This window comes from Rhizobacter sp. P1_G5 (assembly GCF_056405435.1).
This window is the reverse complement of record NZ_JBFUCB010001048.1, coordinates 1-1,068: the sequence shown is the minus strand read 5'-3', so window position 1 is coordinate 1,068 and position 1,068 is coordinate 1. Positions and strand designations below refer to the sequence as shown.

Here is a 1,068-nt window from a genome sequence, read left to right as displayed (position 1 = left end):
CGTGGGCGCTGATGGGGTCAGGGGCGGGCCTCGTGGGCCGGGYAGGCCTTGCCGGGGTGGGGCGATTCTTCTGGGACCCTCGGCGATGGGCCACTATCAGCAAGGGGTATTGGACGGCCAGAGGTGGCGCTGGGACTTCCAGCCTCGACCATTGGATTGTGTCTCGATCATTTGGAACATCGATCGGGCTTCCCTCGGGACTCACCAACGCTGGACTGAATTTGGTTCAGATGCCGCAGCGGGTGAATTCCTTTCTCGGAGGTTTTCTCGGGCCGGGTGCAACAAGGACCGGTGCTACGCAAGCCGCCATGGCCTTGGGAAGAATCGGTGCGAGTGGCACGATCTTGGGTACTGCAAGTGTGGGTGGTGCCAGTGGCTACATAACAGGGACGCTGGCCAATCAGGATCCGGAGTGCGGCTGTAGATGAGTTGGTCCATCTGCATTTTTTGCGGCGAACGCAAGGCAGCCTACGACATGTCGTGTTCGGCGTGCAATCGAGTGCCTGCGTCTGCCCACGACTTCGCGAAGAGCTTGCTGTTGTCGTCGGACTTTCAGTGGGATGCGATGGATCTGCCCAAGTCGGACGACGAATTGACGAGGCTCGGCGAGTGCATCGCATCGGGCCGTCACGACTGCATTTCCGAGGGTGACGTCGAGGCAATGGTGAAGCATCTGTCGGAGCTCGATGCCTACCGACGCCGGTGGACGCTGCCGATGGTGCTGCTGTTCTGGTTCACTCCCGCCATGTTGTTTCTTGCTTTCGTCATCTATCTCGTTGTCCAGGTGATCGTCGCTTGAACGGCGTATGCAGACGCATTGCATCAGGCTGGACGATGTGTGATGGAGGTGCCCGTGTGATGCTGGCAGTCTGCGTTCATTGCGGAAACATCAAGCGGACCCTCTCCGCCGGGTGCGTCATCTGCCACTTTCAGCCGCACGCTGCTGAGGACAAAGCCAAGGCGTTCATCCTCTCGACGGCGTATGAGATCGACGGCGAATACCGCGGCATGACTAGAGAGCAACTCACCGCCATTGGGACTGCCATCGAGAATGGGCATCCATATGCC

The 1,068-nt window shown here is 59.6% G+C and carries 2 protein-coding genes; both read left to right on the top strand.

The features are described 5' to 3' along the window. Positions 1-424 precede the first annotated feature (424 nt). Positions 425-799, top strand: coding sequence for a hypothetical protein (locus tag AC1D12_RS33885; protein WP_156154833.1), 375 nt, complete (start codon positions 425-427; stop codon positions 797-799). Between the two features lie 59 nt (positions 800-858). Then, positions 859-1,068, top strand: a 210-nt coding sequence (locus AC1D12_RS33880) for a hypothetical protein (protein WP_477845459.1), incomplete at its 3' end; no start/stop codon positions are given.